The following is a 23452-nucleotide window of genomic DNA, read 5'->3' as shown; positions in this document are numbered from 1 at the left end:
TGCTAAGGCTCGGCACCGAACCTACGGCGGATGGCGACGGAGCAGGGAAGCATGCGGCAGAACGTGTCGACCGGCTCGCGCTTCGAGGAGGCGTACGGCTACTCGCGGGCCGTGCGCGTGGGCGACACGGTCTACGTCGCGGGCACCGTCGGCATCGACCGGGCGAGCGGGCGCGTCCCCGAGGATCCGGCCGAGCAGTACGACAACGCCATCGACATCATCACCGGCGCGCTTGCGGAGGCTGGCGCGGGCCTTGCCGACGTGGTTCAGCTCACGGTGTACGTCGCATCCGCCGAGCTGTTCACCGAGGTCGTCGGGCCGCGCCTTGCCGCAACCTTCGGCGGCATCCGCCCGACGAACGCGGCGCTCGTCGTCGCCTTCCCTTGGCCCGAGATCAAGCTCGAGATCCAGTCCGTCGCCGTCATCGGTGCAGGGGGCTGACGCAGGGCATACCGTCCCGCGCCCGCGCCGCTACCCGGTGTGGCACAAATGTCGACCTCCTTACCAACCGTTCAGACTTCGACCGCAACGCTCTGGGACAGGCTGATGCGCGACAGTAGGGTTTCGCACGCGACGGTCTGCCGGCGGGGTGATGGGATGATCGGGAACGGTGTACGGGTCGCGGCGCTGGTACTGGCTGTCGCGGGCACGGTCGCGTTAGGCGGCTGCAGCGGTGGCGGCGAGGCGCTTGAGCTGCTGGCCGCCGACGGCAAGGTCTCCGACGACGGCTTGGCGATCGGCACACGCAAGCTCGGCGAGCCCTACCGGGTCGGCGGCCGCTGGTACACGCCGCAGCACGATCCCGAGTACGACGAGACCGGCCGGGCCTCCTGGTACGGCCCGAAGTTCCACGGCAAGCGCACGGCGAACGGAGAGCGCTTTGATGAGGGCGCACTCACCGCAGCGCATCCGACCCTGCCGCTCCCCTCCTACGTGCGTGTAACCGTGCTCAAGACCGGCAAGGCCGCCGTGCTTCGGGTCAACGATCGCGGGCCGTTCAAGGACGGGCGCATCATCGACGTGTCACGGAAGGCGGCCGAAGAGCTGGGTTTCCGCCGCGCGGGGCAGGCGAAGGTGCGCGTGGAGTACCTCGGTGAGGCCGAGCTGGGTGGTGGCGACCGCGAGCGGCTTGTCGCGGCGGCCAAGTACGGAACCAAGTCGAGCGGCGGCTCGGTGCGGGACTACCTGCCCTTCGGGCTCGGTCGCCCCCGCGACGAGCGGGAGGGGGAGATCGAGGTTCGCCTGGCATCCGCCGAGCCGCTGCAAGCGGTCGCTGCAACCACACCGCCGAGCGAAGGCGAGAGCAGCGGCCTGCCGGGGGTCGCGGCGCCGCAGGCCTACGTACCGCCACTTGCGGCGGGACCGGCGCAGGCCTTCGCCGAGGAGAAGGCGCCGGACGGAGCGCTCACCGCGCTCGCCGCCCTGAGCCAGGAGGCCGACGCACCGCCGTTGTCCCTCGAGGTGGAGCCCGTCGTCGCCGAGCCGGTGGAGGCGCTTTCCGAGGAGGTCGTGGCCGCGAGCAAGGACAGGGTCATGGGAGCGTTCGACGTGTTCGCCGTGGCGCCTCCCGCCGCAGAAGACGGTTTGCAGCCTGCCCCGGCGACGCAGTAACGTCCGCGCGCCGGCGTGGCCGGTGCGAGGTGGAGGGACATGGCAGGGGCCTTCATCACCTTCGAGGGCGGCGAGGGCGCCGGCAAGTCGACGCAGGCGGAGCACCTTGTTCGGCACCTGCGCGAGCTCGGCCATGAGGTCACCGCCACGCGCGAGCCGGGGGGCTCGCCCTACGCGGAGCGGCTGAGGACGGCGCTCCTGTCCGAGCGCGGGGCACGGCTCAGCGCGGTGGAGCAGGCGATGCTGTTCGCCGCCGCGCGCGCCGACCACGTTGCGACCGTCATCGCGCCGGCGCTGCGGGACGGCGCCGTCGTGGTGTGCGACCGCTTCGCCGACTCCACCGAGGCCTACCAGGGAGCGGCGGGCGTCGACCCGGCGCTCCTCGCGGCGCTCACCCTCGTGGCAGCGGGCGACGTGCGTCCGGACCTCACGGTGATCCTGGACTGTCCGGCCCCGGTGGGCAGCGCGCGAACGATGGATCGCGGTGCGCGCGACCCGTTCGACCGCGACGCAGCTGAGGTGCAGGAGCGTCGGCGTCGCGCGTTCCTCGCCATCGCCGAGCGCGACGCAAGGCGCTGCGTGGTCTTCGACGCGACGCTGCCGCCCGACGAGCTCGCCGCCCGGATCACCGCCGTGGTCGAGGAGCGCGTCGCAGACCTTGCGACCGCGACGCCCGGCCGCTGATGGCCCGCCCGCCGCGCGCGCCGAGGCCCGCGGAGGGCGCGCCCGCCGAGCCCGACCTCATCGACAACGCCCCGGCGCCACGCGAGGCCACGTCGCTCCACGGACACGAGGACGCCGTCGCCCGCCTCGCCGCCTCGTTCGAGGGTGCGGCGCCCCAGTCGATCCTCCTCGAGGGACCGCGCGGCATCGGCAAGGCGACGCTCGCCTTCCGCCTCGCCCGCGCGCTCGCCGGCAGCGTGCCCGGCACCGGGCTCGATCCGCGCCTTGCGAGCGATCCCAACGCGCCGGGGTCGCGGCAGATCGCGGCCGGCACGCACCCCGGTGTCCTCCACCTCACCCGGCCTTGGGACGACAAGCAGAAGCGCTTCAAGACCGAGCTCACGGTGGACGAGGTGCGCAGGATCGTGCCGTTCCTCGGCGCGACCGCTGCGCACGGCGGCTGGCGCATCGTGATCGTCGACGCGGTGGACGACCTCAACCTCAACGCCGCCAACGCGCTGCTCAAGGCCTTGGAGGAGCCGCCGCGACGGGGGCTGTTCGTGCTCATCGCGCACGTGTCGGGCCGGGTGCTGCCGACCATCCGCTCGCGCTGCCGGGCGGTACGGCTGCGGCCGTTGCCGGCGGACGCCGTCGCTCGCGCGCTCACAGAGCTCGGAGCGGACCCGTCGCTGGCTAAGGCCGGGCAGGGGTCCGTGCGCCGCGCCCTCGTCCTTGCCGCCGCCGGTGCGGACGTGGTGCGCTCCGCCGCGCGCATCCTCGAGCCCCGCACCCTCCGCGAGGCCCGGGCCCAGCACCAGCTCGCCGACCTCGCGGCGCAGCGTCGCGACGACCAGTTCGCCACCGTGCTAGAGCTCGTGCTGGACGCCGCGGCGGACCGGGCGCGGAACGGCGCCGGCCGCCTGCCGCTCGCCGCGCTCGACGCCTATGCCGAACTGTACCTTGCTGCCACCGACGCGCGGCGCCGCGTGGAGGTGTTCAACCTCGACCGCAAGGAGATGATGCTCGCATTGACCGCCCGCCTCGCCGCCGCCGACCGGGTCGCCGGGCTCACTTGACAAGGCGCGAGGCGGCGGCTGACACCCTCGCCCCATGAGCCCGCGCTACACCATCACGACGGCCATCGCCTACCCCAACGGGGCGCCGCACATCGGCCACGCGTACGAGCTCATCGCCGCCGACGCGCTGGCGCGCTTCAAGCGCATCGACGGCTACGACGTGCACTTCTGCACCGGCACCGACGAGCACGGGCAGAAGATGGTCGAGACCGCCGCCGCCGAGGGCATCCCCGTCGCCGAGCTTGCCGACCGCAACACGGCTTTGTTCCGCAAGATGGCCGACGCCGTGGGATCCTCCCACGACGACTACATCTCGACCCGCGAGCCGCGCCACGTGGCCGCGAGCCAGGCGATCTGGCGCGCCATGGCCGACGCCGGCGACATCACGCTCGGCAACTACGGCGGGTGGTACTCGGTGCGCGACGAGGCGTACTTCGGCGAGGCCGAGCTGACGGACGAGGGCGGCGTGAAGCGCGCGCCGTCCGGTGCGCCGGTCACATGGATGGAGGAGCCGTCCTACTTCTTCCGCCTGTCGGCGTTCCAGGACCGGCTGCTCGCGCACTACGAGGCGAACCCCGACTTCATCGGCCCCGCCACGCGGCGCAATGAGGTTGTCGCGTTCGTGAGGTCCGGCCTCAAGGACCTGTCGATCTCACGCACCAGCATGGACTGGGGCGTGCCGGTGCCCGGTGACACGGACCACGTGATGTACGTGTGGGTGGACGCGCTGACCAACTACCTCACGACGTGCGGCTACCCGGACGACCGGGCGCGCCTCGACGCGTGGTGGCCCGCCGACCTCCACGTCATCGGCAAGGACATCGTGCGCTTCCACGCAGTCTACTGGCCGGCGTTCCTGATGAGCGCCGGCCTGCCGCTGCCGCGCCGCGTGTTCGGGCACGGGTTCCTCTACAACGCTGGCGAGAAGATGTCGAAGTCGGTCGGCAACGTGCTCGACCCTTTCGACCTCGTGGCGGCCTTCGGCGTCGACCCGCTGCGGCATTACCTCCTGCGCGAGGTGCCGTTCGGGCAGGACGGCAACTACTCCGTCGACGGCTTCATCAACCGCGTGAACGCCGACCTTGCCAACGACATCGGCAACCTCGCCCAGCGCTCGCTGTCGATGATCGCCAAGCACTGCGACGGCGCGCTGCCGGACGCCGGTCCGCCGACCGAGGCGGACCGGGCGATGCTCGCGCGGCTGGAGCGGTTGCCGGACGCCTGCCGCGAGGCGATGGACCGCCAGGCGATCCACACGGCGCTTGCGGCGATCTTCGAGGCGGTGTCGGAGACCAACCGCTACTTCGCCGGCGAGGCGCCGTGGGCGCTGCGCCGGACGGACGCGGCGCGCATGGCGAGCGTCCTGCGCCTCACCGCTGACGCGCTGCGCCGGTTCGGCATCCTCCTGCAGCCCTTCGTGCCGAAGACGGCTTGCGACCTCCTCGACCTCCTCGCGGTGCCGCCCGACCGGCGGGCGATCGCGGACCTCGACACGGTGCCGCAGGCCGGGACGGCGCTGCCGGCGCCGCGGCCCATCGTGCCGAAGCTGGAGGCTGCGTGAGGCTCGTCGACAGCCATTGCCACCTCGACTTCCCCGACTTCGCCGACCTCGCGCCCGTCCTCGACCGGGCGCGGGCACGCGGCGTCGAGCGGTTCGTGACGATCTCGACGCGGATGCGCACCTTCGAGGGGCTGCGCGCCATCGTCGCCGCGCACGAGGACGTCTACGCCTCGGTGGGCGTCCACTGCCTGCACGCCCATGAAGAGCCGGAGGTGACGGCGGACGAGCTCGTCGCCGCCGCGGCCGCGCCCAAGGTCGTCGCCATCGGCGAGGCCGGGCTCGACTACCACTACACCCGCCACACGGCCGAGGTGCAGGGGAGGGGGCTCGTCGCCCACATCGCGGCGGCGCGGCGCACCGGCTTGCCCCTCGTCGTCCATGCCCGCGACGCGGACGATGACATCGCAGCAATCCTCGAGGACGAGTACGCCAAGGGCGCCTACCGCGCGGTGCTGCACTGCTTCTCGTCCGGCGCGGACCTTGCCCGGCGCGGCCTCGCCCTCGGCTTCTTCGTCTCGTTCTCCGGCATCGTGACGTTCAAGTCGGCCGAGGCGATCCGCGACGTCGCGCGCGAGGTGCCGCTCGACCGCATCCTCGTGGAGACCGATGCGCCCTACCTCGCGCCGACGCCGCACCGCGGACGCACCAACGAGCCCGCGTACGTGGCCGACACGGCGGCGAACCTCGCGGCGACGCTCGGCCTCGAGCCGGACGAGCTCGCGCTGCGCACGACGCAGAACTTCTACCGGCTGTTCGACAAGGTGCCGGAGCGGCTCGTCGCCTGATGCGCCACCGCTTCACGATCCTGGGCTGCGGCTCGTCCGGCGGCGTGCCGCGCGCGGGCGGGGACTGGGGCCGGTGCGACCCCGAGAACCCGCGCAACCGGCGGCGCCGCTGCGCCCTCCTCATCGAGCAGGTCGGCGAGGAGGGTGTCACCCGGGTCCTCGTCGACACCGGGCCGGACATGCGCGAGCAGCTCTTGGCCGCAAACGTGCGCGCGCTCGACGCCGTGGTCTACACCCACTCCCACGCCGACCACATCCACGGCATCGACGACCTTCGGGGCTTTGCCCTCGCCCAGGGGAGCCGCGTGCCGGTCTACATGGACCGCGCGACCCGCGCCCGCGCCGAGGAGGCCTTCGCCTACTGCTTCCGCCCGGTGGCCAAGGGCTACCCGCCGATCCTCGACGCGCACGAGATCAACCCCGGTCACGCCTTCGTCATCGAGGGCGCCGGCGGTCCGTTGACGCTGCAGCCCTTCGCGCAGGTGCACGGCAGCATCGAGTCGCTGGGCTACCGGGTCGGCGACGTCGCCTACTCCAGCGACCTCAACGACCTGCCCCTCGACTCGCTCCCCTTCGTCGAGGGCCTCGTGGTCTGGGTGATCGACGCGCTGCGCTACCGCACGCACGCGAGCCACCTCACCGTGGACGAGGCCGTGCACTGGCTGGAGCGGATGGGGGCCGAGCGCGGCGTCCTCACCAACCTCCACCAGGACCTCGACTACGAGACGCTGCGCCGCGAGCTGCCTGACCACATCCAGCCCGCCTATGACCTCATGGTGATCGAGGCCGACCAGGCTGGAGCACCATCTCGACATCAGCTTCCCTAACGTGGGACGCCATCATGGGGGACAAGCACCAACCTCGAGAAGGCTGCGATCCCCGTGCTGCCGCCCGATCTGAGCCGCGCCAGCGAACGGAGCTGCGCTCAACCGGGCCCGTGGGACCGACTCCTGACCGCGCAGCCGCGCTAGGACACCGCCTTGATACGGCGACGCCGGAGGCGGACCGCGGCGAGCTCCGGACGATCCCTGCCAGCCCTGTGCGGTCGTCCCAGGGCAGGAGCCGCACGTCGGTCGGAAGCAGCGGCTCGATCACCGCCCGCTGCGCCCCCTCGGTTCCGCTCGTTCGGCCACGATCTCGCCTGCCCCGTCCCCTCCGAGCAGATCCGTCGGGTCTTGGTGGCTTCCGGTCATTGAGGACATGGCCTCGGGCGGTTTGGGGGTTAGGGGGAGCCCCCCACCCCAAGAAGACCGCTCCGGACCAACGAGCCTGAGGATCTTATCCGGGCCTGAGAAGGCCTGGGACGCTCTAGAAGACGGTGCCGTCGCTGACGATCGCGATGGGGGGCGAGGCGTCCGCGCGGCGCTCGGCGGCGAGGCGCCGGCCGGCGGCCCACGTGCCGCCCTCCAGGATCGCGGCGAGCGGAAGGTCGTCCGCGCTCACGCCGAGCCCCTCGCGCACGAGCGGGGCCAGCCGGTCGAGCAGCGTGACGGTGGCCGCGCGCCACTCGACGATCATCGGATGCCCGACGTCGAGCGGCGGTGCCTCGTGCCGTTGGACCAGCGCGCCACCGTCCACGAACAGCCCTCCGTTGCGGTACTCCGCGAGCCCGGGCAGCGCGTCGAGGCCAGCGACGGCGATCCCACGCACGCCGAGCGGCTCGACGAGGGACAGGGACAGCCATAGGGACAGCTTGTGGAAGGGCACGACGTCACTGCCCGGTGCCCTCCCGTCCCCGATCGGCGGGTACGGCCATGCGTCGCCGAGCGGGACGCCCGCGAGGGTGAGCCGGCTCGGCCAGATCGGCCCGAGCCCCTCAAGCACGGCCTCGAGGATCGCCTCGGCTTGGACCGTGCCGTTCTCGGCGTCGGCGGCCAGCGCGTCGATGATGCCGCCCGGCCGCGGATCGTCCTCCTGCGTGAACAGGTCGGGCGCCGATCGGACCGCATCGGCAAGGGCCGCGAGGAGGCCGAGCCGCCCCTCAACCCCTTCCAGAGGGTTGTCCGCCGAGACTTGGAAGCCCGCAGCGAGCTCGTCGGCGCCGAGCGTCGCGAGCGCAGCGGCGTCCACGCGCAGCGGGTCGGCGGGGACCGCGGAGAACGCCCCGCCGGCGAACATCGACAGGGACGCAAGGGCGAGCCCCTCGGAGCGCACCGCCTCGGTTCCGGTGGCCGCCTCAGTGTAGCGCCAGCGCGGCCCGGCCCCTGCGTCGAGCAGCACGGACACCACCGCGAGGTCGGCGAGCCCGCGCGCCGCGGCCTCCGGGGTCGTCCAGCCGCGCGCCGCCGCGAGGCTCCCGACGCGATCGATCCCGCCCGCCTCGAAGTGCCTGAAGCGGGAGTGGAGCGGGACGGCGAGGTCGAAGTGACGCTCGCGTGTCAGGGAGGCGACACGATCCGCGATGCCGGCGAGCGCCTGTGGCGCGTACGTGAAGTGCTCCGACGCACCGTCCGCGATCCGCGCGAACACAGCGGCCGAGCGCGTGCGCACCGCCGCCGCGGTGAGGAGCTCGCGCGCCGCAGCGGCCTCGTCCTCGAGCGCGGCCTCACTCGTCAAGCCGGCGCCCCTTGACCTTGCCGAGGTCGCCGGCGCGCCCGGCCGGAGCGTAGTACCCCGCGGCCTTCTTGGCCTCGATCTCGACGGTGGCGTCGGCCGGGACGAGCTCGTCCGGGATCGGCACGCGCTCGCCGACGGCGATGCCGGAGGCGACGATCGCATCGTACTTCATGTTGCTCATGGACACGAAGCGATCGATGCGGGTGATGCCGAGCCAGTGCAGCGCGTCGGGCATCAGCTCCTGGAACCGGGCGTCCTGCACGCCGGCCACGCACTCGGTGCGCTCGAAGTACTCCGCTGCCGTGTCCCCGCCCACCTGGCGCTTGCGCGCGTTGTAGACCAGGAACTTCGTCACCTCGCCGAGCGCACGGCCCTCCTTGCGATTGTACATGATGAGGCCCACTCCGCCCGACTGCGCGGCGCGGACGCACTCCTCGACCCCATGCAGGAGGTAGGGACGGCAGGTGCAGATGTCGGATCCGAACACGTCCGAACCGTTGCATTCGTCGTGGACGCGGCAGGTGAGGGCGCAGGCCGGGTCGGCGAGCGCGAGCGGATCGCCGAACACGTAGAGCGTCGTGGAGCCGATGGGCGGCAGGAAGACCGAAAGGTCGGGCCGCGTGACCAGCTCGGGGTACATGCCTCCCGTCTGCTCGAACAGGACGCGCCGCAGCCGCGCCTCGGCGACACCGAAGCGCTCCGCGATCCCCGGCAGGTGCCACACCGGCTCGATGGCGACCTTGGTGACTGCGACGTCGCCCGACGGCGCCAGCACGTTGCCGTCCGCCGCCAGGCGTCCCCGTGCCACGGCGTCGGAGAGCTCGCGCATGGAAAGGTGCGCCCGCGTCACCGCGATGGTGGGGCGGATGTCGACGCCCTCGGCGATCAGGTGGGCGAACGCATCCGCCGCCACGTGGCCGAACGGGTCCAGCGCGACGATGCGGTTCAAGGCGCTCCAGGCCGGGAACGGGCCGATGCTCGCGGTGGGGAGCGTGCCGTCCAGCACCGGCCGGCGGATCGGGTTCAGCGCGCCTGAGGCCACGGCGAGCGCGCGGTAGAGCGAGTACGATCCGCCGTGGGTGCCGATGACGTTGCGGTCGGCCGGCTCCGTCACCGTGCCGACGACGGGCCCGCGTTCGACTGGGTCTGCTTCTCCCCACCGCACGGGGAAGCGTAGCGGCCGGCCGGTCCTCGGGTGGGACGTGAGGCGGATGTGCGTCTTGCGGTTGATCGGATCGCCCATCGTCTCACCTGCGGCTCGAGGGATGCCGTGCACCTCGGTCGCCGTACGCCGCGCGGTGCCGTGCGCGTTGGGGCGCGCCTCGCGTTCGGGACGAACTCAGCATCCCCTTGCCGCCGGCGCGTCGAGGAGGCCGCTGGCATGGCGTCGGGTCGTGGCCGATCGCAGCTCGCTGTCCTGACACATCTTCGCCCACGCTGCCAGCGGGGCCTTGCGACCGCTTGTGAGGGATGCGCGTTAAGCGGTCGTGCTAAGGAGCGCCATGATGACCCCGTCACGTTCCAGCGCCCGCCCGCTGTCCTTCCCGGTCCTCGTCGCCGACATCGGCGGCACCAACGTGCGCTTCGGGATCCTGCCCCAGGCGCACAGCCCGTTGCGCACGTTCCCGACGGTACAGACGACGATGTTCGACAGCTTCGCGCAGGCCGCCGAGGCGACGGTGCTCGACGCGACGTCGATGATGCCGCGCTCGCTCCTCGTCGCGCTCGCCGGCCCGCTGACCTCGCCGAGCGTGCAGCTCACCAACGCCCACTGGTCGGTGGACCCGGCCGAGCTCGCCCGGACGCTACACCTGTCCACCGTCATCATGTTCAACGACTTCGAGGCGCTGGCGCTGGCGCTGCCCTACCTTCGCGAGGATCAGCTCCTCAAGGTCGGCGGCGGCGAACCTTCGAGCCGGGCGCCGCGCGTCGTCCTCGGTCCCGGGACGGGGCTCGGCGTCGCCGGTCTCGTCTATGGCGACCAGCGCTACACGCCGCTCGCCGGGGAGGGCGGCCACGTATCGCTGGCACCCGAGGGCGAGCGCGACTTCGCGCTTTGGGCGCACCTCGACCGGCTGCACGGCCGCATCAGCGCCGAGACGCTCCTGTCGGGGGATGGGCTCGCACGGCTGTACCGGGCGCTCGCCCGGCAGGAGGGGGTCGACGGCGACTGGTGTCGCGAGGGCGCCGACGCCACCGGGGCGGCCGCCCGCAACGACCCCATCGCGGACGAGGCGATCGACCTCTTCCTCACCTACCTCGGCCGCGTGGCGGGCGACCTTGCGCTGACCTTCCTCGCCCGCGGCGGCGTCTACATCGGCGGCGGGATCGTGCCACGCTTCGCCGACCGCCTCGCCACGAGCGGCTTCCGCGCCGCCTTCGAGGCGAAGGCCCCGCACGGGCCGATCCTTCGGGAGATCCCGACCTACCTCATCACCGAGCCGCAGCCCGCGATCAGCGGCCTTTCGAGCTTCGCCACGCTGCCGGACCGCTTCGCCATGGACCTGTCGGGCCGTCGGCTCGACGTCTGAGCGATGGCCGGCGCACCACGGCGGGGCTTGCACGCACCCGGCTAATGGTTCATATGCGCCGGACGTCGCGACGGAGCGCGGGTGTAGCTCAGGGGTAGAGCACAACCTTGCCAAGGTTGGGGTCGTGGGTTCGAATCCCATCGCCCGCTCCAACCGCGCCAATTCGTCCGTTCCTACGCCCTGACCGAGGCGACGCGCGAGCTGGGCGGCGCACCGCCGGTCGTCATCGCCAGCACACCCATGGACATTCGATCCGCGATGCCCGCGGGCCGCTGAGCGTCGCGGGCCAGCGGCGCTGGTCGCTCTCCTTCGTCGGCGCGTGGACGGTGCCCTCGACCGCGCCGGCGATGGCTGCGCGCTGCCGGCGCTACTCCGCGGCGATGAGCGTGCGGCGCTCGGCGTAGCCGGCCTCGAGACGCTCGCGCTCGGCCCGCGCGCGTGCGGTGTTCGCCGCACGGACCGGCCCGTAGCCCTTGATCGGCTCGGGCCATCGGGCAAGGGCGACGGCGGCCTGCAGCCGGTCGGCGGTCAACGTCGCGGCGATGCGATCCACCGTCCCCTCGTACTCGGCGAGGATGGCGCGCTCCTCACGGCGCTCGGCGGATCGGCCGAACACGTCGAGCGGGGTGCCGCGAAGGCGCCGCATGCGCGCAAGGAGCGGCAGCACGCGCATCATCCAGGGTCCGAACGCGCGCTTCTGGGGACGCCCGGTCCGCGGATGAGTCCGCGATACGACCGGCGGCGCCATGTGGAACTCGAGGCTCTTCCAGCCGGCGAACTGCGCCCGAAGCTGCTCCTTGAAGCCGCCGTCCGCGAACAGGCGCGCCACCTCGTACTCGTCCTTCACCGCCATCAGCTTGTAGAGCGAGCGGGCGACGGCGTCGGCGAGCGCCTCGCCGTCCGCCCCGGTCCGCGCGGCGGCGGTGCGGACCGCCGAGACGCGATCGAGGAAGCGCTTGGCGTAGGCCGCGTTCTGGTACGCGGTGAGGCTCTCGGCGTAGCGCGCGATCCGTTCGTCGAGGGTCGCCGGCGGCACGCGATGGGGCAGGGGGGCGCCCATGGCCTGCTCGACCATCGCGGCGAAGGCGTCGGGGTCGGCGACCGACAGGCGTCCGGCACGGAAGGCGGCCATGTTCATGGGGACCGCTGCACCATTCATCGTGATCGCCGCCTCCAGCGAGGCGGCTGACAACGGGAGGCCGCCGGCCTGGAAGGCGGCGCCCATGACGAGCATGTTGGCGGCGATGGCGTCGCCGAACAGCGCGTTCGCCGCCGCTGTCGCATCGAACGCCACGGTGCGCGCCCGCTCCTCCAGCGCTGTGACCACGCGGCGCGTGGGCAGCGAGTAGTCGATGTTGCGCGTGAAGTCCCCAGGCATCTGCTCGTGCGTGTTGGCAACCACCACGGCGCCCTCGCCGATCGCCGACAGCACCTTGGCCGACCCTGCCACGGCGATGTCGCACCCGAGGACGGCGGAGGCGTCGCCCGGTCCGACGCGGATCGTGGTGATGTCCTCGCGGCGCGGCGCGATCTTGATGTGCGAGAGCACCGCGCCGCCCTTCTGGGCGAGCCCGGCCATGTCGATGACGCCCGCGCCGAGCCCCTCGATGTGCGCCGCCATGCCGATCACCGCGCCGACGGTCACGACACCGGTGCCGCCGACGCCGGTGACGAGGATGCCGGTCGCCTCGGTGAGCGGCGCACGCTCCGGCTCGGGCAGGTCAGCGGGCACGTCGGGGATCGTCGCCGCCTTGAGCTCGGCGCCGTGCACGGTGACGAAGCTCGGGCAGAACCCCTTGAGGCAGGAGAAGTCCTTGTTGCAGCTCGACTGGTCGATCTGGCGCTTGCGGCCGAACGCGGTCTCCACGGGCTGGATCGCGACGCAGTTCGACTGCACGCCGCAGTCGCCGCACCCCTCGCATACGCGCTCGTTGATGACGATGCGCTTGTCGGGGTCCGGGAACGCGCCGCGCTTGCGCCGCCGCCGCTTCTCCGACGCGCAGGTCTGGTCGTAGATCATCACGGTGACGCCGGGGATGCCGGCGAGTCGCTCCTGCACCGGCACGACGTCGTCGCGGTGGTGGACGGCGGGCGAGCCGGGCAGCCGCACGTCGTCGTACTTCTCCGGCTCGTCGGTGACGACGACGACCTCGCGGGCGCCCTCCGCGCGGACCTGCGCGGCGATCGCGGGCACCGACAGGCCGCCATCGTGGGCCTGGCCGCCGGTCATCGCCACGGCGTCGTTGAACAGGATCTTGTAGGTGACGTTGACGCCGGCGGCGACCGCAGCGCGGATCGCGAGCGATCCGGAGTGGTTGTAGGTGCCGTCGCCGAGGTTCTGAAAGAGGTGCGTGCGGGTGGAGAAGGGCGCCTCGCCGATCCACTGGGCGCCCTCGCCGCCCATCTGCGTAAACCCCTCGGTGGATCGGTCCATCCACAGCGCCATGAAGTGGCAGCCGATGCCCGCCCCGGCACGGGAGCCCTCCGGCACGACGGTGGAGGAGGAGTGCGGGCACCCGGCGCAGAAGTACGGGCTCCGCTCGGCGACCGCCTGCGTCGCGCCGAGCCGGGCGGCGAGGGCGTCGAGCGCGGCGAGCGGCTCGGCCACCCGGTCAGTCCCGCGTGCGGCGAGGCGGTGCCCGATGGTGCGCGCCACGTGGTTGGCGTCGAGCGCGCCGGGGGCGCGGAACAGCGGCGCCCCGCGCTCGTCGGTCTTGCCGACGATGGTCGGCGCGTTCGCGGTGCCGTAGAGCGCGTCCTTCATCTGCGGCTCGATGAGCCCGCGCTTCTCCTCGACGACGATGATGGTCTCGAGCCCGTCGGCGAACGCGACGACGTCCTCGCGCGGCAGCGGCCAGGGGCAGCCCACCTTCATGACGCGCACGCCGAGGTCGGCGGCGGCCACCTCGTCGATGCCGAGCGCGGCGAGCGCCTCGAGGACGTCGAGCCAGCTCTTGCCGGTGCCGACGATGCCAAGCCAAGGCTTGCGGCCGCCGCGCAGGACGACGGGGTTCAGCCGGTTCGCCGAGACGAACGCGCGTGCGGCCGGCAGCTTGACCTCGTGGAGGCGTGCCTCCTCGCCGAGGGCGTCGAAGCCCTGGCGGATGTGCGGCGGCTCAGCGAAGCGGAACTCCGGCAGCGCCACGGCGACGCGGTCGGTGCGCCCGTCGATGGACGCGGTCGACTCCACGGTGTCCTTCACCAGCTTGAAGCCGATCCACAGGCCCGCGAAGCGGCTCATGGCGATGCCGAGGAGGCCGTAGTCGACGATGTCCTGCACGCCGGCCGGCGACAGCACCGGGATGAGCGCGTTGATCATGCCGAACTCGGACTGGTGCGCCGTCGTCGAGCTCTCGCACGTGTGATCGTCGCCCATGAGGGCGAGCACGCCGCCGAGCGGCGCGGTGCCGGCAAGGTTCGCGTGGCGGAACACGTCGCCTGAACGGTCGACGCCGGGTCCCTTGCCGTACCACAGGCCGAACACGCCGTCGGCGCGACCCTCGCCCGACAGGTGCGTCCGTTGCGAGCCCCACAGCGCGGTGGCCGCAAGGTCCTCGTTGAGTGCCGGCTGGAAGAGGATGTCCTGGCCGAGCACGCCCTTCGCGCGGCCGAAGGTCTGGTCGAGCCCGCCGAGCGGCGAGCCGCGGTAGCCCGTCACGTAGCCTGCGGTGTTGTGTCCGGCCGCGCGGTCGCGCGCATGTTGCGCCAGGCAGAGCCGCACCAACGCCTGCGTGCCGGACAGGAAGACGTCGGGCCGCGCCAGGTCGTACTTGTCATCCAGCGTGACGGAACGCATGACCGACCCCTCTCTTAGAGCATGCCTTCAACGTAGGCGCTGCTACGCGCTTGCACAACGTGGCTTACCAGCCCGGCCGCATCAGTGGCAGTGCGGCAGGAGCTCCGGGCGGTACTCGAAGTGCATGGTGTCGTAGTGATGCCAGCGGCCGCCCCAGATGAAGCAGTGCTTCTCGAACACCTCGACGATCTCCATCGGGATCTCGTTGCGGTAGGGGATCGTCGCACCCGCCTTGTGCCCGTCCCAGCGCCAGTAGCTCGAGTGTGTGGTGGCAACGTCCACCGCCGCGCCGAAGGAGTGCACGCTCATGCGGTTCGTGCCGGCGATGGGACGCCACAGGAACGCGCCGGCCGAGGGCACGAGGTGCTTGTGAAAGCGCGCCGGCAGCCGCTCCAGCTCGGCGGAGACCCGGGCAAGACGGTCGGCGACGCCGAACCGTGTCGTCACCGTGAGGCTGCCGCCACCGAGCGCGGGCACCCAAGGCACCTGGCGCGTGTCGGCTCGCACGGCGCCGGCGCTGGCACCGTAGAGCGCCTTGAAGAAGGCATCGTTGCGAACGCGACCGGGGTCCTCGTGCCGCGCGGGCACCAGCCGGCCACGTGCGGCGATGGGGTAGTCGTAGGCGAACATGTCCTCCAGGTCCGCGGAGGCGAGGAGCTCCGCCGGCGACTTGGTCCGCCCGTCGTCCCAGACGAGGCGCGTGCCGTCGGGGAACACGACCTCGTTGCCCTCGAAGGCGAAGGCACCGGGGTAGGCGCTCTGAAGGGCGCGCTGCTCGCGCGAAAGCCCGCCGCCGCGCCACAGGGCGGACAAGCCCGCTTGCCGCGGCTGGCTGCGGCTGTCGTGCAGCGCGGCGTCGGATGGCGACGGTGTCCGGGTCTGTGGGCGGCGCGGAGGGGTCGGCACCGCGTCGGTCGATCCCGCACTGCGCTCGGACGGGGTTGCGCTCGCCGGGCGGAGCGCTGGCGGAGCAGCGACCTGCGGCGCCTGCCTCGAGGCGACGTCGGCCTGCGTCGCGTGAGCGGCCCACCCCGGCTGGCCGACCGGCCGGTCCTTGAACACGTCGAACTGGCCTTCGACGTAGGCGCTGAACCCATCGTCGGCGAAGGCTCGCGGGCCCGCGACGGCGCCGGCGAGCAGCGCCGCTGCCGTCCCGCCGATCACGGCTGCAGCGACGACGGCCTGACGCCGGGGCGGACCCTCGCGGTCAGGCCTCGCAGGGCCTGCTGAGCGCAACATTCGCCAACTCCCCGCCGGACAACGATGCGTCCCCGATGGAGATCGCATACCATGCCTTGTCCCCGAAGGTGCGCTGCCGGTTGGGAGGATCGAGGAACCATCCACGGTTGGCGCAGATCCCGTTGTGTGCCGGTCGCAGCATCGGGGCATCACGACCGTTCGTCTCGCTGCGCCTGAGCACGCGCTCGTCCGAGGCGCGAGGGATGTAGGCCTGACGCTGCCGGACGACCCGAACGGCTGGTCCTGCCCTGCGACGACGACGCCAAAGGTTCGTTCGCCATCGCTCGTTGCAACGCCTATATCGGCGGCTCGGAGGTGACCATGCTCGGCTACTTTGAACGGCTGGTCGACCCGTACCCCGCACGCGCAGCGACCACGCCACCCGAGGGCTTCTTCGCCTTCGTGTGGCACTTCTCGCGCGATGTGTGGCCGTGGGTCGCGGTGATGGGGCTGCTGTCCGTCGCCATCGGGCTCGGCGAAGCATTCTTGTTCGGCTTCCTCGGCACGCTGGTCGACTGGCTCGCGGTGCGCGACCCCACCACGTTCCTGAACGAGGAGGGCGTGACGCTCGGCATCGTCGGCGTCCTGATCCTCGTCGGGCTGCCGGCGCTCGTGCTGGTCCAGTCTGTGCTCATCCATCAAACGCTCGCCGGCAATTACACGATGCTGACGCGCTGGCAGGCGCACCGGCACCTCCTGCGCCAGCCCATGGCGTTCTACGCCGACGAGTTCGCCGGACGCATCGCGACGAAGGTGATGCAGACCGCCATCGCTGTGCGGGACGTGTCGCTGCGCGTGTTCGACATCTTCGCCTACGTCCTCGCCTTCTTCGTCGGCATGCTCGTCGTCGCGGCCCAGGCGGACTGGCGGCTGATGGTGCCGATGGTCCTGTGGGCGATGGCCTACGCCGCGCTCCTCGCCTACTTCGTGCCCCGCCTCGGCGCGGCGTCCGAGGCCCAAGCCGACGCGCGCTCCTCGATGACCGGCCGCGTCGTCGACAGCTACACCAACATCCAGACCGTCAAGCTGTTCTCCCACGCGGATCGCGAGACCGCCTACGCCCGGGAGGCGATGGACGAGTTCCTCCAGACCGTGCACCGGCAGATGCGGCTGATCTCGCTGTTCAACGTTGGCAACTACGTGTTGAACGCGCTGCTGCTGTTCTCCATCGGCGCGCTCGGTGTCGCGTTCTGGGTCGGCTCGACGATCTCGCTCGGCGCGCTGTCGATCTCCATCGCGCTCGTGCTGCGGCTGAACGGGCTGTCGCACTGGGTGATGTGGGAGATGACCATGCTGTTCGAGGCGATCGGCACCATCGCCGACGGCAAGGCGATGCTCGCGGTGCCGCCGCGCGTCACCGACGCCGCGGACGCGGTGCCGCTCGAGGTCACGCGCGGAGAGATCCGCTTCGAGTCTGTCACCTTCCACTATGGCAAGGAAGGCGGGGTGATCGAGGGGCTCGACCTCACCGTGCAGCCCGGCGAGAAGATCGGCCTCGTCGGTCCGTCGGGCGCCGGCAAGACGACCCTGACGAACCTGTTGCTGCGCCTGCACGAGCTCGAGGGCGGCCGCATCCTCATCGACGGGCAGGACATCGCCACCGTCCGGCAGGACTCGCTGCGTGCGGCGATCGGCGTCGTGACCCAGGAACCCGCGCTGCTGCACCGCTCGATCCGCGAGAACATCGTCTACGGACGCCCCGACGCCACCGATGAGGAGGTGCGCGAGGCGGCCCGGCGGGCGAACGCGCTCGATTTCATCGACGGCTTGTCGGACCAGTCCGGGCGGACGGGGTTCGACGCCTACGTCGGCGAGCGGGGCGTCAAGCTGTCAGGCGGCCAGCGCCAGAGGATCGCCATCGCCCGCATGTTCTTAAAGAACGCGCCGATCCTGGTGCTCGACGAGGCGACGAGCGCGCTCGACTCAGAGGTGGAGGCGGCCATCCAGGAGAGCCTGTTCGACCTCATGGAGGGCAAGACCGTGATCGCGATCGCCCACCGCCTGTCCACGATCGCCTCCCTGGAGCGGCTCGTGGTGCTCGACGAGGGACGGGTCGTGGAGGAGGGGCGGCACGACGACCTCGCCGCCGCAGGCGGACTCTACGCACGGCTCTGGTCGCGCCAGTCGGGGGGCTTCCTGTCCTCGCACGCGATGGCCGAGGCGGCCGAGTAGGTGTGCGGTCGGCGGGTGCGGCTGGACGCGCCGCCGGTCCGCAGCGTATGGGGACAGGGTCGCGGGTGTAGCTCAATGGTAGAGCAGCAGCCTTCCAAGCTGAGGACGAGGGTTCGATTCCCTTCACCCGCTCCAGCTCAGCTCCAGCGGCATGAACGATCGTGCCGGCGACGGGCTTGTACGGACCGTCGGCGGCGATTATTGCGGACGTCCTGAAGGGGTGTAGCTCAGTTGGTAGAGCGGCGGTCTCCAAAACCGTAGGCCGGGGGTTCGAGTCCCTCCACCCCTGCCACCTCACCGGCGGGGCGCGCCAACGCGGCTGTCCTCGCCGGGCGCCGCCTGAGGGCGCACGAACATGACGTCAGCCCTTCATCGCTGGTCGCCCTCGATCGCGCGCCTATGGCAGCGCGGGCGCTCGCAGCGGCAGATCGTGTTCGTGGTGCAGCGCGGCCGGCTCGAGCGCGAGGCGATCCTGCTCGTCGCGTCCGCGCTCGCCAACGGGCGGGTGCGACCCGACGAGCTCGTCGCCTGCCACCCCGAACCCGGTCCCGGCTGGCCGGACGACCCGCGGCCCGGCCCTGCGACGCTCGGTTACTTGGCGGAGCGCGGCGTTGCGACGCGCAGCTTCGTCAACGCCGACTTCGGCGCGCGCTATCCCCACTCCAACAAGATGTACGCGCTCGCCAAGTGCGCCGCGCCGTCGGCGCTGTTCCTCGACACCGACACCTTCTTCGTGCGTCCCATCGCGCGCCGCCTGTCGGCGCGCGCGTTTTACCTGCGACGCGGCGGTCAGACGTTCCCGAACCGTGAGACCGGGCACAGCGCGGAGGCGATCTGGACGGCGCTCTACGACAAGTTCGGCGCCACCCCCGTCGCCCCGGCCAGGCGCGGCCGCAACGCGCTGCCCGGTCAGTTCCCCTACTACAACGCCGGCGCCATCGGTGCCCCCGACCCCGCGGGGTTCGGTCGAACCTTCCTCGACACGGCGCTTGCCATCGAGCGAGATCCGCCGCCCGAGCTCGCTGGCCAAAAGCTGTTCCCGTGGCTCGATCAAATCGCGCTGCCCATCGCCATCGCACGGGTCGGCGGGACGGTGCGAAGGTTCGATGACGGGATCAACCGCTCGGGGACGGGCAAGGGCGTCGCGTTGTGGCACTACCACTACCTCCCTCGGCTGGTGTTCGAGGGGGGACCCGCGTTCGGCAAGGCGGTGACGCGCGTCCTGGCCGACCCCGCCGTGCGCGAGGCGCTGGCGGGGGACCCGATGTTCGCGCTGTGGACCGGCACGGAGGGACGGCGACGCTACAACGCCGTCGCCGGCGATGCGCCGCTCGCCGGCCGACAGCTGGTTCGTGCCTTGAAGGACAGCGCAGGCAGGGAGATCCTGCGCTGACCGGTTGAGGGCTCATGAATGAGGTCGGGAGCGAGGGGTTGCGCTCGCCCTGCAGCATTGTTAGTTAGCGCCCTCACGAGGCGGCGTTGGGGATCGTGCGTCTCGTGCTCATAGGATCGATGCTCGTCGGCCTTGCGACGCCCGTCGCAGGGCCTCGCTGCGTCAGACCGTGCGCAGGGTGCAGGGGTCGCATGGGCGTCTCGGGTGCATCGGGCGTTCAAGCGCGTCGGTTGGGCGTGCGTCGGTGGGAAGAGGGGTTCGTGGCGACCAATCCGTTCCAGTTCATCCAGGAGGTCCGTACCGAGACCTCGAAGGTCGTGTGGCCGAGCCGGCGCGAGACGATCATCACCACGGTGATGGTGTTCATCATGTGCGCCTTCGCGGCCGTGTTCTTCTTCGTCGTGGACCGGATCCTCGGCTGGGGGATCGGACAGGTCCTTGGCTGAAGCGCTCCTGAAGGCGACCGGCGGCGGACCGCGACCCATGAACAAGCGCTGGTACATCGTCCACGCCTACACGAACTTCGAGAACAAGGTTCGCGAGGCGATCCTCGCGGAGGCTGAGCTGCGCGGCCTCACCGAGATGTTCGACGACGTCCTGGTGCCGAAGGAGAAGGTGATGGAGCTCAAGCGCGGACGCCGCGTCGAGACCGAGCGCACCACGTATCCGGGCTACGTGCTCGTGAAGTGCGCGCTGACGGACGAGGTGTTCCACCTCATCAAGAACACGCCGAAGGTGACGGGCTTCCTTGGAGCCACGCAGCGGCCGCAGCCGATCCCCGACCGTGAGGCGGAACGGATCCTGCATCAGGTGACCGAGGGCGTCGAGCGGCCGCGGCCCACCATCGTGTTCGAGGTGGGAGAGCACGTGCGTGTGTCCGACGGCCCGTTCGCGAGCTTCAACGGCTATGTGGAAGAGGTCGACGACGAGCGTGCGCGGGTGAAGGTCGCGGTGTCGATCTTCGGCCGGCCCACCAACGTCGAGCTCGAGTACGGTCAGGTGGAGAAGGTCGCCGGCTGATCGCGCGACGGGATGCGGGAGGCGAGGGGGCGGCCGATCCCTGACCCTGAACCGCGAACGGGCGGACGGCCCGGGATCGGCGAAGCCCACGGGGGCGAGGAGGGACGATGGCCAAGAAGGTGGCCGGTTACATCAAGCTGCAGGTACCGGCGGGCATCGCGACGCCGTCGCCGCCCATCGGGCCGGCGCTGGGCCAGCGCGGGCTCAACATCATCATGTTCACGAAGGACTTCAACGCGAAGACGCAGGATCTCGAGAAGGGCGCGCCGTGCCCCACCGTGATCACGTACTACACGGACAAGTCCTTCACGTTCGAGATCAAGTCGCCGCCGGTCTCGTTCTTCCTCAAGAAGGCGACCGGGTTGAAGTCGGGCTCCAAGCTGCCGGGCCGCGAGAGCGCAGGCCAGGTGACGCGGGCGCAGTGCATCGAGATCGCGCAGCAGAAGATGAAGGACCTCAACGCCGACACCGTCGAGCAGGCGGCCAAGATGGTCGAGGGCTCGGCGCGGTCCATGGGGCTGGAGGTGGTCGATGCCTAAGCTGGCAAAGCGGATGAAGGCGGCCTACGAGGGCATCGACCACCGCGCCACGTACCCGCTCGCCGAGGCGATCGCGATGCTGAAGTCGCGCTCGGCGGTGAAGTTCGACGAGACGGTGGAGGTCGCGATCAACCTCGGCGTCGACCCGCGCCACGCGGACCAGATGGTGCGCGGCGTGTGCGTGCTGCCGAACGGCACCGGGCGGGACGTGCGCGTCGCGGTGTTCGCGCGCGGCGACAAGGCGGACGAGGCGCGCGCGGCCGGGGCGGACGTCGTCGGCGCGGAGGACCTCGTCGCCGACGTTCAGGGCGGCAAGATCGACTTCGAGCGCTGCATCGCGACGCCTGACATGATGCCGCTGGTGGGTCGCCTCGGGAAGGTCCTCGGCCCGCGCGGGCTGATGCCGAACCCCAAGGTGGGCACGGTGACGCCCGACGTCGGCCAGGCGGTGCGCGATGCCAAGGGCGGCGCGGTGGAGTTCCGCGTGGAGAAGGGCGGCATCGTCCACGGCGGCGTCGGCAAGGTGTCCTTCGACGAGGACAAGATCGCCCAGAACGTGCGCGCCTTCTACGACGCGGTGCAGCGCGCCAAGCCCACCGGGGCCAAGGGCACCTACATGAAGAAGGTCGCGATGACCTCGACCATGGGTCCGGGGATCAAGGTCGAGCTATCGACGATGGCGGCGGAGTAGGCGCCGATCGACCGTGCCTGTCGGTCCGCGCCTCGCGGCGGCGGTGGTCACTGCTGTGCAGCGATCGGCCGACACGCAAACGACGCAACGCGCGCAGACCGTGCTGCGCCAAGAAGCTTCGCGGCGCTGCGCCGCGAGGGTCGCCCGGACGGCTTCGGCTGACCGGGCAGCCTGTCCGAGACTGCGGGTGCGGGGGTTCGCCTCCACTTAATGTCCCGCATAGACGGGGGTCGGAACGGGAACGTTCGCTCTCGGGACGGGTGACGATCGCTTGGGCCGCGTGGTGCGGGCCGGGCAACACGAGCCGGGGGAGCGATCCCCCATGTCTTGGAGAGAACGGTGGATAGAGCCGAAAAACGCGAGATGGTGAGCTTCCTCGACGAGGTGTTCGCCACGGCCGGCTCCGTGGTGGTGACCCAGTACAGCGGGTTGACCGTCGCCCAGATGACCGACCTGCGGCGCCAGATGAAGGACGCTGGCGCCCAGTTCAGGGTCATCAAGAACAGGCTCGCCAAGATCGCGCTGGAGAACGGCGACAGGGGTGTCGCGTCGGAGCTGTTCAAGGGGCCGGTGGGCATCGCCTACGGACCGGACCCCGTGGCGGCGCCGAAGGTCCTGACGGAGTACGTCAAGAGGAACGAGAAGCTCATCATCATCGGCGGCCTCCTCGGCCGCGCGGCGATGGATCAGCAGGGCGTCGAGGCACTCGCCAAGATGCCGCCGATCGACGAGCTGCGCTCGAAGCTTCTGGGCTGCTTGCTGCAGCCGGGGACCAGCCTTGCACGGGTGCTGAACGCGCCGGGCAACAAGCTTGCCTCGCAGCTGAACGCCCCCGCGCAGAACCTCATCGGCGTCTTTGCAGCGTACCGGGCGAAGCTGGAGGCGGCGGCCTAATCCCTGGGGTGACGGCCCATCGAACCGAACGCAACCGAACCGACAACCTGAGAAAGAACCATGGCCAACCTTGAAAGCCTGTACGACGAACTGTCGAAGCTTACGGTCCTCGAAGTGTCCGAGCTCGTGAAGAAGCTCGAGGACGGATGGGGCGTGTCCGCGGCGGCGGCCGCCCCCGCGATGGCGATGCCGATGCCCGGCGCCGGAGGCGGTGCGGAGGCGGCTGCTCCCGTTGAGGAGAAGACCGAGTTCGACGTGATTCTCGACGCCGCAGGCGACAAGAAGATCAACGTCATCAAGGAGGTCCGCACCATCACCGGGCTCGGCCTCAAGGAGGCGAAGGACCTCGTCGAGGGCGCGCCGAAGCCCGTGAAGGAGGGCGCCTCCAAGGACGAGGCCGAGAAGATCAGGAAGCAGCTCGAGGACGCGGGTGCGAAGGTCTCGCTGAAGTAGGCCGCGGCAGCGACGTGGTGAAGTCGGCGGGGCCGACGGCGCCCCGACTTTGCCGCTGGGATGACGCCCGGGAGCACCGATGATGCGCACGCGCCGGCGTGTCCTACAGGCCGTCGCGGCGGTCGGCGGGGCGCTCTTCCTGGTCAGCCTGGCGGGTGCGACGTCGCAGTACCTCGCGGTGGTGATCGCGCTCGCCGACGTGATGCGCGCGGTCGACGCGCCGGAGGGCGTGGCCGTCGGCGCGGCCTACGCGCCGTCGGTGCTCATCAGCCTGATCGGCGCGGCGCTCGGGTGGCGGCTGGCTCGACCTGACCCAGGGCCGGCGCGCAAGGCGATCTGGGTCGGACTGGCCGCGGTCGTGCTCGCCCTCATTGGGCGCGACCTCTTCCTCCTCCTGGGTTGAGGACGGGGCGGAACCTCATCCTCCTCTTGGGTTGAGGACGATCAACGACGGCAGCGGACGTGGCCCTTA

The 23452-nt window shown here is 71.2% G+C and carries 21 protein-coding genes and 3 tRNA genes; 20 read left to right on the top strand and 4 right to left on the bottom strand.

All coding sequences use genetic code 11. The annotated features are described in order from the left end of the window. Positions 1-51 precede the first annotated feature (51 nt). The 7 genes from ACOOE8_RS18090 (at position 52) to ACOOE8_RS18060 (ending at position 6523) form a co-directional block, all read left to right on the top strand. Positions 52-441 (top strand): Rid family hydrolase, encoded by a 390-nt coding sequence (locus ACOOE8_RS18090; RefSeq protein WP_420392788.1) that lies wholly within the window; start codon positions 52-54, stop codon positions 439-441. A 156-nt stretch (positions 442-597) separates the two neighbouring features. Further along, positions 598-1611, top strand: a complete 1014-nt coding sequence (locus ACOOE8_RS18085; protein WP_420392787.1) for a septal ring lytic transglycosylase RlpA family protein — start codon at positions 598-600, stop codon at positions 1609-1611. Positions 1612-1650: 39 nt separating this feature from the next. Next, a complete protein-coding gene (tmk, locus tag ACOOE8_RS18080; protein WP_420392786.1) occupies positions 1651-2295 on the top strand; it encodes a dTMP kinase in 645 nt (214 codons plus the stop codon). Continuing rightward, positions 2295-3350 carry a DNA polymerase III subunit delta' gene (locus tag ACOOE8_RS18075; protein WP_420392785.1) on the top strand — a complete coding sequence of 352 codons (1056 nt, stop codon included), beginning with the start codon at positions 2295-2297 and terminating at the stop codon, positions 3348-3350. The genes tmk and ACOOE8_RS18075 overlap by 1 nt, the downstream gene beginning before the upstream one ends. Before the next feature lie 34 nt (positions 3351-3384). Further along, on the top strand, positions 3385-4911 hold the full coding sequence (gene metG, locus ACOOE8_RS18070) for a methionine--tRNA ligase (RefSeq protein WP_420392784.1): 1527 nt from the start codon (positions 3385-3387) through the stop codon (positions 4909-4911). Beyond that, on the top strand, positions 4908-5696 hold the full coding sequence (locus ACOOE8_RS18065; protein WP_420392783.1) for a TatD family hydrolase: 789 nt from the start codon (positions 4908-4910) through the stop codon (positions 5694-5696). The genes metG and ACOOE8_RS18065 overlap by 4 nt, the downstream gene beginning before the upstream one ends. Then, positions 5696-6523: an MBL fold metallo-hydrolase gene (locus ACOOE8_RS18060; RefSeq protein ID WP_420392782.1), complete on the top strand. Its 828-nt coding sequence runs from the start codon at positions 5696-5698 to the stop codon at positions 6521-6523. Before ACOOE8_RS18065 ends, ACOOE8_RS18060 begins: the two co-directional genes overlap by 1 nt. Positions 6524-7004: 481 nt before the next feature. Here the strand turns inward: ACOOE8_RS18060 and ACOOE8_RS18055 are convergent, their stop codons facing one another. Both ACOOE8_RS18055 and ACOOE8_RS18050 read right to left on the bottom strand, forming a co-directional pair. Continuing rightward, on the bottom strand, positions 7005-8252 hold the full coding sequence (locus ACOOE8_RS18055) for a DUF1688 family protein (RefSeq protein ID WP_420392781.1): 1248 nt from the start codon (positions 8250-8252) through the stop codon (positions 7005-7007). Beyond that, positions 8242-9495 (bottom strand): GTP cyclohydrolase II, encoded by a 1254-nt coding sequence (locus ACOOE8_RS18050; protein ID WP_420392780.1) that lies wholly within the window; start codon positions 9493-9495, stop codon positions 8242-8244. The genes ACOOE8_RS18055 and ACOOE8_RS18050 overlap by 11 nt, the downstream gene beginning before the upstream one ends. A gap of 259 nt (positions 9496-9754) precedes the next feature. On the opposite strand from ACOOE8_RS18050, the gene glk reads away from it, so the two are divergent. Together glk and ACOOE8_RS18040 are read left to right on the top strand one after the other, a co-directional pair. Beyond that, positions 9755-10783, top strand: a complete 1029-nt coding sequence (gene glk, locus ACOOE8_RS18045) for a glucokinase (protein ID WP_420392779.1) — start codon at positions 9755-9757, stop codon at positions 10781-10783. 77 nt (positions 10784-10860) lie between these two features. Beyond that, positions 10861-10935: transfer RNA gene (locus tag ACOOE8_RS18040), tRNA-Gly, on the top strand. A gap of 215 nt (positions 10936-11150) precedes the next feature. Here ACOOE8_RS18040 and ACOOE8_RS18035 read toward each other — a convergent pair. Next, entirely contained in the window at positions 11151-14579 is a 3429-nt protein-coding gene (locus ACOOE8_RS18035; RefSeq protein WP_420392778.1) for an indolepyruvate ferredoxin oxidoreductase family protein, read from the bottom strand. Positions 14580-14660: 81 nt separating this feature from the next. After that, entirely contained in the window at positions 14661-15743 is a 1083-nt protein-coding gene (locus ACOOE8_RS18030; protein ID WP_420392777.1) for a M15 family metallopeptidase, read from the bottom strand. A 396-nt stretch (positions 15744-16139) separates the two neighbouring features. On the opposite strand from ACOOE8_RS18030, the gene ACOOE8_RS18025 reads away from it, so the two are divergent. The 11 genes from ACOOE8_RS18025 to ACOOE8_RS17975 all read left to right on the top strand — a co-directional run bounded on the left by ACOOE8_RS18025 (position 16140) and on the right by ACOOE8_RS17975 (position 23383). Further along, the gene (locus tag ACOOE8_RS18025; RefSeq protein WP_420392776.1) at positions 16140-17990 is read left to right on the top strand and encodes an ABC transporter ATP-binding protein; all 1851 of its coding nucleotides are present in this window, start codon (positions 16140-16142) and stop codon (positions 17988-17990) included. Between the two features lie 61 nt (positions 17991-18051). Further along, a tRNA-Gly gene (locus ACOOE8_RS18020) sits at positions 18052-18125 on the top strand. An 81-nt stretch (positions 18126-18206) separates the two neighbouring features. Then, a tRNA-Trp gene (locus ACOOE8_RS18015) sits at positions 18207-18282 on the top strand. A gap of 63 nt (positions 18283-18345) precedes the next feature. Continuing rightward, entirely contained in the window at positions 18346-19383 is a 1038-nt protein-coding gene (locus tag ACOOE8_RS18010) for a hypothetical protein (RefSeq protein WP_420392775.1), read from the top strand. A 260-nt stretch (positions 19384-19643) separates the two neighbouring features. Beyond that, positions 19644-19829 carry a preprotein translocase subunit SecE gene (gene secE / locus ACOOE8_RS18005; protein WP_420392774.1) on the top strand — a complete coding sequence of 62 codons (186 nt, stop codon included), beginning with the start codon at positions 19644-19646 and terminating at the stop codon, positions 19827-19829. A gap of 37 nt (positions 19830-19866) precedes the next feature. Next, on the top strand, positions 19867-20403 hold the full coding sequence (gene nusG / locus ACOOE8_RS18000) for a transcription termination/antitermination protein NusG (RefSeq protein ID WP_420394739.1): 537 nt from the start codon (positions 19867-19869) through the stop codon (positions 20401-20403). Positions 20404-20510: 107 nt separating this feature from the next. Further along, positions 20511-20942, top strand: a complete 432-nt coding sequence (gene rplK / locus ACOOE8_RS17995) for a 50S ribosomal protein L11 (protein WP_420392773.1) — start codon at positions 20511-20513, stop codon at positions 20940-20942. After that, positions 20935-21633 (top strand): 50S ribosomal protein L1, encoded by a 699-nt coding sequence (gene rplA, locus ACOOE8_RS17990; protein ID WP_420392772.1) that lies wholly within the window; start codon positions 20935-20937, stop codon positions 21631-21633. The genes rplK and rplA overlap by 8 nt, the downstream gene beginning before the upstream one ends. A gap of 339 nt (positions 21634-21972) precedes the next feature. Continuing rightward, the gene (rplJ, locus tag ACOOE8_RS17985; protein ID WP_420392771.1) at positions 21973-22527 is read left to right on the top strand and encodes a 50S ribosomal protein L10; all 555 of its coding nucleotides are present in this window, start codon (positions 21973-21975) and stop codon (positions 22525-22527) included. Positions 22528-22587: 60 nt separating this feature from the next. Continuing rightward, positions 22588-22980: a 50S ribosomal protein L7/L12 gene (gene rplL / locus ACOOE8_RS17980; RefSeq protein WP_420392770.1), complete on the top strand. Its 393-nt coding sequence runs from the start codon at positions 22588-22590 to the stop codon at positions 22978-22980. 79 nt (positions 22981-23059) lie between these two features. After that, a complete protein-coding gene (locus ACOOE8_RS17975; protein WP_420392769.1) occupies positions 23060-23383 on the top strand; it encodes a hypothetical protein in 324 nt (107 codons plus the stop codon). The last annotated feature ends 69 nt before the right edge of the window (positions 23384-23452 follow it).

Source organism: Acuticoccus sp. (assembly GCF_965213555.1).
Taxonomy (GTDB): domain Bacteria; phylum Pseudomonadota; class Alphaproteobacteria; order Rhizobiales; family Amorphaceae; genus Acuticoccus.
Note: the sequence above shows the minus strand (reverse complement) of the source record. Positions and strands in the feature narration are given on the sequence as shown.